Raw genomic sequence first — 8,830 nt, 5'->3', positions numbered from 1 at the left:
AAACTTTACAAAAGTCATCGATAGAACAGAAAATTTCAGTAATTTTATCAGTAGAAATCATAAGCAGAAATTAGGTTAGTATTTTGGTTTTCAGACACTTAAATATAACCATATTTCTGCTTTTTTCATGCTAAAAAACTACTTTTCTTACGTCGAACTCAGGTTACTATATTTTTCACTAAGAGCCGTTATTGAATTCCAGAATGTTTCATCCGCGAAATCAAAAGTTTCCTGGTGAAAGGGACTGGTAAATAAATTCAACATCTGGTAAAATAATTCTGAAAAATACTTGATTTCCCTTTCAGAATCGTCCTCTCTCAATATTTCCAGTTCAAATAATTTTTCATTGAAAAATTCAGGATTATTGATATTTTCTTTTTTTGCCAATTCAAAATACGGCACATAAAAATCATCGGGCACCTGTTTGATACAACCAAAATCAATGGCGATCAGGTTCGCTTCTTTATCTATAAGAAAATTTCCCGGGTGGGGATCGGCGTGAACTTCTTTAAGTCCATGCATTTGAAACATATAAAAATCCCAAAGTGCCTGTCCCACTTTATTAGCTTTCTCCTGATCTCTATTCTCCTTGGCAAATTCACTTAAATGCTTTCCATCCATCCAATCCATCGTGATGATTCGCTCACTGGATAAGTCCTGATAATACCTGGGAAACTTAAGATTTGGAATATGTGCGCAGGCCTCAGAAATTTCCTTGCTCTGCTTTACTTCCAGGATATAATCGGTTTCTTCCAATAACTTCCCTTCCACTTCTTTGAAGTATTTTGCGGAATCTTTACCCTGAAGATTAAACATTCTGGTGGCAATTGGTTTAACCATCGCCAGGTCAGAACTTATACTATCTGCAACGCCGGGATATTGAATTTTCACAGCAAGTTTTTTCCCATCTTTCTCGGCCTTATGAACCTGGCCTATACTGGCCGCATTCACTGATTCAGTTGCAAATTTATCGTAAAGTTCTTCAGGGTAAGCTCCGTTATATTTTTTAAAGGTCTTCCTTACCAGGGGTGCAGAGAGTGGCGGTACACTGAATTGTGCAAGGCTGAATTTCTCCACATAAGCACTTGGCAAAAGACTTTTTTCCATTGAAAGCATCTGAGCTACTTTTAAGGCGCTTCCTTTTAAGCTTTTAAGGCTGTCATAAATATCATCGGCATTGCTCTGGTCCAACTCATCGCGGGTAAGCTCTGAATTGAAAGCTCTTTTGCTGTAATATTTTAGGTAATTGCCTCCTAATTTCACCCCGGTTTGCACCAGTTTAGAAGTTCGTCCAATTTTGCCCGTGGGGATCTTATCTATCGTTTTCATTGTAGTTTGGGGTAGACTTTATTAAGCCATTTTTTCTTTCCATAGGAATTTACCTAGATCAATCACCCGTTCCAGCGGGGTATTATCGAACACGTCAAAGACCGTATTCACCGATTTTTCTATAGCCACATCGGTACTTTCAAATTGCGGGGAATTATCATCCATCCAGAATTTGATCAAAAACATTAGTTGTACCCAAGCTGCTTCAGAAAACACAGCCTCCGATTGTTGCAATGCTTTTATTGCTTTATCGGAATTTCCATCCTGTATGAGGTCTCTCGCAAAAGATTTCACTTTTTTCCTTAAGCCTTTTAATTGCTGAAGGTTTTTTAATTGACTCTCGTGTTCCCGTAGGGAGAATAAAACATAACTCCGATTTGCTGTAAGCATTTCAAAGAAAGTGTAATAAAAGGTGAGCATTTTTTCTCGATTGGAAAAACTGTCAAATTCAGGGCTTTTATTGATGACATTAATCGTATGCTCGTAAAAACGCTCCCAAATTCCTTTTTGCAATCCTTCGAAACTTCCGAAGAAATTATAAAATTCCTCTTCCTTAATTTTATTCGCTTTACAAAACTTATATACGGTTTTAGGTCGATGCTCCTGCTCCAATACATAGTCCATATACATCGCGATGAGCTTATCCTTATCCAGTACCTTTTTAGTCGTTGTTTTTTTATTACCTGTGGTCGCCATAACTTTTATTTCTTTTCCAAAGATAGTGTTTTGTTTAAGTTTAAATTCATAATATTAAACAAAATGTTTGTTAAAAATATCTCGGCTATTAAATTTGAAATTCAGAAGTTTAGACGGGATACTGCTCGAATCATTACAAGTTATGCCAGTTTGTCAGCGGAGTTTTAATGGTATTTTTTTTGACTGTTAGGTAAACAACAATAAATAGTATTAAAAACGAAAATATATGGCAACCGGAAAAATTAATGTCTCCGTAGAGAACATTTTCCCACTGATAAAGAAATTCCTTTACAGTGATCACGAAATCTTTCTAAGAGAATTGATTTCGAACGCAACAGATGCGACTTTAAAATTAAAGCACTTAACCGATATTGGAGAGACCGATGTAGCATACGGCAACCCGGTAATTGAGGTTAAAGTGGACAAGGAAGGAAAGAAACTCCATGTAATAGACCAGGGAGTTGGGATGACCAAAGAAGAAGTTGAGAAGTATATCAACGAAGTAGCCTTCTCTGGTGCTGAAGAATTTTTAGAAAAATATAAAGATTCTGCCAAGGACAGTGGAATTATTGGTCATTTTGGCCTTGGGTTCTACTCTGCCTTTATGGTAGCCAATAAAGTGGAAATCATTACCAAATCTTATAAAGATGAACCTGCTGCACATTGGGTTTGTGAAGGAACAACAGAATTCACCCTTGGAGATTCTGACAAAAAAGAGCGTGGTACTGAGATCATCCTTCATATAAACGAAGAGGACCAGGAGTTTTTGGAAGAAAACAGGATCCAGGAACTATTGGTTAAGTATAATAAGTTTATGCCGATCCCAATTAAATTTGGAACCAAAGAAGAGACCCTGCCACTTCCGGAAGACGCGCCAGAAGATGCCGAAGCAGAAACTAAAACCGTTGATAATATTATCAATAATCCTGAACCGGCCTGGACAAAGCAGCCTACCGAGTTAGAGGATAAAGATTACAAAAGTTTTTACCGCGAGTTGTACCCCATGCAATTCGAGGAACCTTTATTCCATATTCACCTTAATGTAGATTATCCTTTTAATCTTACCGGGATCCTTTATTTCCCAAAGATGACAAAGGATATGAATATTCAAAAGGATAAAATTCAGCTTTACCAGAACCAGGTTTATGTAACCGACAATGTGGAAGGAATTGTTCCTGAATTCTTAACCATGTTACGCGGGGTAATAGATTCTCCGGATATTCCTTTAAACGTTTCTCGTTCTTACCTCCAGGCAGATGGTGCTGTTAAAAAGATCTCCAGCTACATTACCCGTAAGGTAGCTGATAAACTGAAATCACTTTTCAATAACAACCGAGAGGATTTTGAGCAGAAATGGAACGATATTAAGATCGTTATTGAATACGGTATGCTCTCTGAAGATAAATTCTTCGAAAAAGCCCAGAAATTCGCACTATATCCTACGGTAGAGAACGAATATTTCACTTTTGAGGAACTCCAGGATAAAATTAAGGATAACCAAACCGATAAAGACGGAAACCTGGTTGTGTTGTATGCTTCCAATAATGACGAACAACACAGTTATATTCAAGCAGCCAAGGCCAAAGGATATAAAGTATTGCTATTAGATTCTCCTATTATTTCTCACCTGCTTCAAAAAATGGAAAGCGAGAAAGAGAAAATCACTTTTGTGCGGGTGGATTCAGATCAGGTAGACAACCTTATCAAAAAGGACGAAGAGAAAATCTCCAAACTTTCTGAAGAAGAAAAAGAGAAATTAAAAGGAGATTTTGAAAAAGTCATCCCGAAGGAAAAATATACCGTTCAACTGGAAGCAATGGACAGCGATGCCGCACCTTTATTAATTACCCAACCGGAGTTTATGCGCCGAATGAAGGAAATGCAACAAACCGGTGGCGGGGGAATGTTTGGAATGGGCAATATGCCGGAAATGTATAATTTAGTGGTAAACACCAACCATCCCTTAATTTCCGAAATTTTAAACACCAAAACTGAGAAGAAACAAGAACGCTTGATCAAGCATTCTCTGGACCTTGCGAGATTATCTCAAAACCTGCTTAAAGGTGAAGAGCTCACCAATTTCGTAAAACGTAGTTTTGATATGGTAAAATAATTTTCACCAAACGGAAATAATAAAATAGGCCTGAAAAGTCTATATCATCAAAGCGGTGATATAAATACTTTTCAGGCCTTTTTATTTTATAGATAACTATTGAATTATTGTATCATCCCTTCTTTACCGTCCTTAAAGCCTCGTTGCTGATAGCAAAATGAAAAATAAGGTTCCCATCCAAATTATTAGAAATTTCATATTTTGCTTAAATATGCCTTGGTCCTTCCAGGTTCTTTAAAGTATAAACGAGCTCCTTCCATTTGTTCATGTTTCACTTTCGTTCATGATTCGTAAACAGTTAATTTTTATGAACAAATACAAAAACATCTTCCTGAATTATGTTTAAGCTGTATTAATGTTTTTCTTAGGTACCTCTCCTAATATTGTACGTACTGATTGCTTTTAGTACATTGGAAAGACTAAATATTAAGGCAATGTGCTACCGTACCAAATTAAATTCCAGACTTAGCGAAATCGAACGCAGCCTGGATGCAAGGTTTATTGAACCAGATTCCTATAAACCCCAGTTAGAAATAAACGCTTTTACGTTCTCAAAAACCCCGGTGATTTCAGATGAGAACCAGGGTGAGATCCAGATGTTCAATTGGGGACTTATACCATTCTGGGCGAAGGATGATAACATCAAAAAAATGACCCTGAATGCCAAGATCGAGACCATATCAGAGAAACCTGCTTTTAGGAATTCAGTAAAAAAGCGCTGTTTAATTATCGCAGATGGCTATTACGAGTGGCAGTGGAAAGATACAAAAGGAAAAGATAAACAGAAGTACTTAATTACCCCTACTGGCCAGGAAATTTTTGCTTTTGCAGGAATCTACTCCACCTGGATTAACCCGGAAACCAATGAATCCATTAACTCCTATGCTATTGTAACAACAGAAGCCAATGAACTCATGGCTGAAATCCATAACAATAAAAAAAGAATGCCGGTAGTTCTGAAAAAACAGGATCACCAATCCTGGCTAACAGGAACCGACCACCAGAAATTTGCCTTTCCTTACGAAGTACCTTTGATAGCAAGTGCGGTAGTATAACTATAAAGTAATGTGGGGTTTTTAAAATTTCAGGTTCTGAATAAATAAGAAAAGAGAATTTCATTAGTATTAAAAATACACTAGGTTTATTAGCAAATAAATCTAATATTGCATTTAACGGTAAGTTGTAGTTAATACTTACAGAAATATTCAATTTTATCTATATAAGTATGAAAAAAAATACCTGAAGTTACTGACCCTTTTGATATTGTTGAACTCGTGCGGAAATTCTCCGGACAGTAAAAAAGCAACCATTGAAAATTTCAACGAACCATTTGTTGACAGCCTTATACCTCTTCCTGATAAGCACTACTCCGTTTTCTACACAAAAATTAAAGGTAATTCAAATGATACAATTCGCTTAAACATAAGTTCGAACAGGACTCAAGATTCAAATGGAGATTATTATTTCATAGGTGATTTTGAAGAAGAAATAAGGTTAGATTATTATGGCGAGTCTAAAAAATATATAACCTTGGATCCTTATAAAGCAACAAAAGGAAAAGTAAAGTTAACTTACCGATTATAACAAATTAAAATTCTGGCAGTCTTTACTTTAATTTTTAGTGCTTGCTTCAATATTCTGGCTTAGGTTGCGTTTTATTATTTGATAGAATCGTTCTACATCGTAGGGTTTTACAATAATATCGTTCATGCCCGCCTCGTGGATTTCATTCCTGACCTCTTCTATTTCTACCGCGGTCAGGGCAACTATGGGGACATGTTTATTGAATACTCTAATGCGCCGGGTTGTTTCCATCCCATTGATGCCAGGCATATTTAGATCCATTAATATAAGATCAAAATTTTCAGCCGTTACCCGTTCAATGGCTTCCACTCCATTTTCCGCCACCACGCAGGTAAAGTTCTGCTTTTCCAGAATCCTTCTTGTGACCACCTGGTTAATCCGATTATCATCTACTACCAGTATTTTTTGCGATTCCTTCAGGTTGTCTAAGTAAACCTCATGTGCAAACCCGGCACTCTGAGCAGGAGCCTGGTCTTCCTTTAAACTCAAACTAAAACAGAAAACAGAGCCCTCACCCTCTTTACTCTTTAAGTGAATTTGGGAGTTAAAGAGTTCCAGCAATCGTTTTACAATCGGCAAGCCCAAGCCGGTTCCCTGGTAATTATAATTGGAAGATTTAAGCTGGGAAAACTCCTCAAAAATCATTTTTTGTTTACTTACGGGAATACCAATTCCATCATCCTTTACTTCAAAATAAATTACTGCCCTATCTTCCACCCTGTCTTGCAGTTCTATATTTATATGAATATTTCCATTTTCCGTAAATTTCACGGCATTTCCTACCAGGTTCATCAGGACCTGGGATAACCTCACAGGATCTCCGATAAGGTTTACCGGGATCTTATGGTCGATATGGTAATGCATTTTGTTTTTATTCTGAAGGCGGGTAAACTCAAAAGTATTCACGATACTCAGCACCAGTTCCTCCAAATTAAAGGAAATATTCTCCAGTTTTACCTGATTAGATTCCATTTTGTTCATTTGTAACACATCATTGATCAGTGCTAAAAGATAATCGGCTGAAAATTTTAATGATTTCAGATCATTTTCATGTTTTTTAAGGGTTTTGTCATCTAACAATAAGGAAGTTAGTCCCACAACCCCGTATAGCGGGGTCCTTAGCTCGTGACTGACCGTAGACAAAAACTCGGTTTTTAACCTGGAGAGCCGCTCGGCATTATCCCTGGAATCCCTTAACTGATTGTTTCGCTCTTTAAGCTCGTTAATGAGTTTTTTTCTATCCTGGTTTATTTTATTTAAGATCAGAAGAATGATAATCAGGATCAGTGAAGCCACTACCATAATCAGGATCTTCTCGGTAGACTTTTCAATTAACTCATCCTGGTAGGCCTGCTCTTTTTTCGAGATTTCGAGGTTTCGGCGATATTCATTGACATCAAACCGGGCATTGGCACTTTGTATTTGCGCCAACTTTTCATTTTCAAAAAGCTGAGCATTATACTTGTCATACTTTAAAAGGCTCTTATATGCATCTTCAAAATTTCCAGTGGAAAAAAGCATATTGGCGTAATCTTTACTGATAAGGGCAGCCGGGAGGATCAAACTATCCTTTTCAGCAAGATACAGCCCTTCTTTAAAGTAATATTCAGCCGAATCCAGATTTTGAGTTTTTTGATGGTATCTCCCTAGCAACATATACAGCTGGGACCGGGCGATATTATTTTCCTCGTTCTCAATAAGTTTTAATGATTTTTTAAGGAAGGGGTACGCCCGATCATACTTCTTACCATCTATATAAGTCCAGGCAATATTAACCGTGGGGGTTAGCTTTTCATTTTCAATACCCAAAGAATCGGCCAGGTCAATTACTTTATTGTAATAATCAATTCCTTTCTCTTCATTTCCTTTTTCTTCCGAATAAATATTACCCAGGTTATTGTAGATATATATTAACAGGGTATCATTCTTTAGTTCACGGGCATAATCCAGGGCCTTAAGGTAATTTTTCTTAGCTCTTAGAGTATCCTTTAACTCGTTATAGGCGGTACCCAAATAGTTGTGAGCGTGAAATTTATAATATTCCTCATCCGCATCTTCGGCAAGTTCAAGCAGGAGATAGGCATTTTCTACCCCGTCTTTATAATTATAATTTACAATATAATCCGATGCAAGATCGGATAAACGCTCGAGGCTATCAATAGAAACAGGTTCGCCATTTTGCGAGAAAAGCGAATTTAAACTTATGACACAAAAAATAAATAGCAGGTAATGATGTTTCAATATAACAATAATATTAAGTTGTAGAATGGGACTGAAAATTACTGTATTTAAGTGAATTACACAAGGTTTTCAGCTTTCTGCGGTTAATATTGTAAAAAATAAGCCCGCCCTATAAATATATTTTTATCAGTAGTGTCTTGTGAAGATTTTAAAAGCGGAATTTCCTAAAAAAGGATTTTCCGCTTATTTTGTATCTTGTTTTTACCACAAAACCAAATACAGGAAAAAAGTAATAACTTTAGCGGACAGCACATTTTTAAGCAACATTGCTTCCCCCTCAATAATTACCCGGACAGTATCTCATCATCATTGAGACAAGTATTATAAGCGTTTCAAAACATAGGATCATTTAGTTACGATGCTCTATGCCACTTTGAGCGGTGGTAACTCTTTGCGGGAATTATCTACGATATTATTGGCCTGCGAAAGGCCAGTAGGACATTTAAACCTCAAACATTCTCCACAACCAAGCACCTTGTCTGATGCTAATAAGAATCGTAGTAGCGAAGTCTTTTCAAGTATCTACTATGCCATAATTAGTACATATCGTTCATTTTTATCGGACAGCAGTCCGCTGTCTTTACCTGTAAAGCACTTAAAGATCGTGGATTCCACTATAATAAGCTTATTTAGTGATATTTTAAAAGGAGTTGGTAGTAACCCCCATCGACGCAAAGAAGAAAGGTGGTTTAATGCCTTCTCCTATAAGACAACATTGGTAGGTCGGTTCTACCATCTTAATTATAGTTCACAATTACTATTTATTGCCGGTCATTGTTTGCTCGGTACACTATCGCAAGTTGCGGGAGTAGGACGCGAACTTGTCGGATTAAGGATTTTCTATCTTGGTTTCTAAAATTAACCTTA

General features: G+C 36.9%; 6 protein-coding genes. 3 read left to right on the top strand and 3 right to left on the bottom strand.

The annotated features are described in order from the left end of the window. Positions 1-147 precede the first annotated feature (147 nt). Together DET49_RS07150 and DET49_RS07145 are read right to left on the bottom strand one after the other, a co-directional pair. On the bottom strand, positions 148-1,329 hold the full coding sequence (locus DET49_RS07150; RefSeq protein WP_133547410.1) for an ABC1 kinase family protein: 1,182 nt from the start codon (positions 1,327-1,329) through the stop codon (positions 148-150). 21 nt (positions 1,330-1,350) lie between these two features. Beyond that, the gene (locus tag DET49_RS07145) at positions 1,351-2,025 is read right to left on the bottom strand and encodes a TetR family transcriptional regulator C-terminal domain-containing protein (RefSeq protein ID WP_133547409.1); all 675 of its coding nucleotides are present in this window, start codon (positions 2,023-2,025) and stop codon (positions 1,351-1,353) included. A 226-nt stretch (positions 2,026-2,251) separates the two neighbouring features. Here DET49_RS07145 and htpG point away from each other — a divergent pair, with 226 nt between their 5' ends. Both htpG and DET49_RS07135 read left to right on the top strand, forming a co-directional pair. Continuing rightward, positions 2,252-4,138: a molecular chaperone HtpG gene (htpG, locus tag DET49_RS07140; RefSeq protein ID WP_133547408.1), complete on the top strand. Its 1,887-nt coding sequence runs from the start codon at positions 2,252-2,254 to the stop codon at positions 4,136-4,138. Between the two features lie 434 nt (positions 4,139-4,572). Next, complete coding sequence (locus DET49_RS07135; RefSeq protein WP_133547407.1) at positions 4,573-5,193, top strand: SOS response-associated peptidase; 621 nt, start codon at positions 4,573-4,575, stop codon at positions 5,191-5,193. A gap of 556 nt (positions 5,194-5,749) precedes the next feature. On the opposite strand, the gene DET49_RS07130 is transcribed toward DET49_RS07135, so the two are convergent. After that, a complete protein-coding gene (locus DET49_RS07130; protein ID WP_243729562.1) occupies positions 5,750-7,963 on the bottom strand; it encodes a response regulator in 2,214 nt (737 codons plus the stop codon). Between the two features lie 604 nt (positions 7,964-8,567). On the opposite strand from DET49_RS07130, the gene DET49_RS07125 reads away from it, so the two are divergent. Beyond that, positions 8,568-8,819, top strand: a complete 252-nt coding sequence (locus DET49_RS07125; protein ID WP_133547405.1) for a hypothetical protein — start codon at positions 8,568-8,570, stop codon at positions 8,817-8,819. Positions 8,820-8,830 lie beyond the last annotated feature (11 nt).

Origin of the sequence: Salegentibacter sp. 24 (genome assembly GCF_004362395.1) — a bacterium.
Classification (GTDB): Bacteria; Bacteroidota; Bacteroidia; order Flavobacteriales; family Flavobacteriaceae; genus Salegentibacter.
Note: the sequence above shows the minus strand (reverse complement) of the source record. Positions and strands in the feature narration are given on the sequence as shown.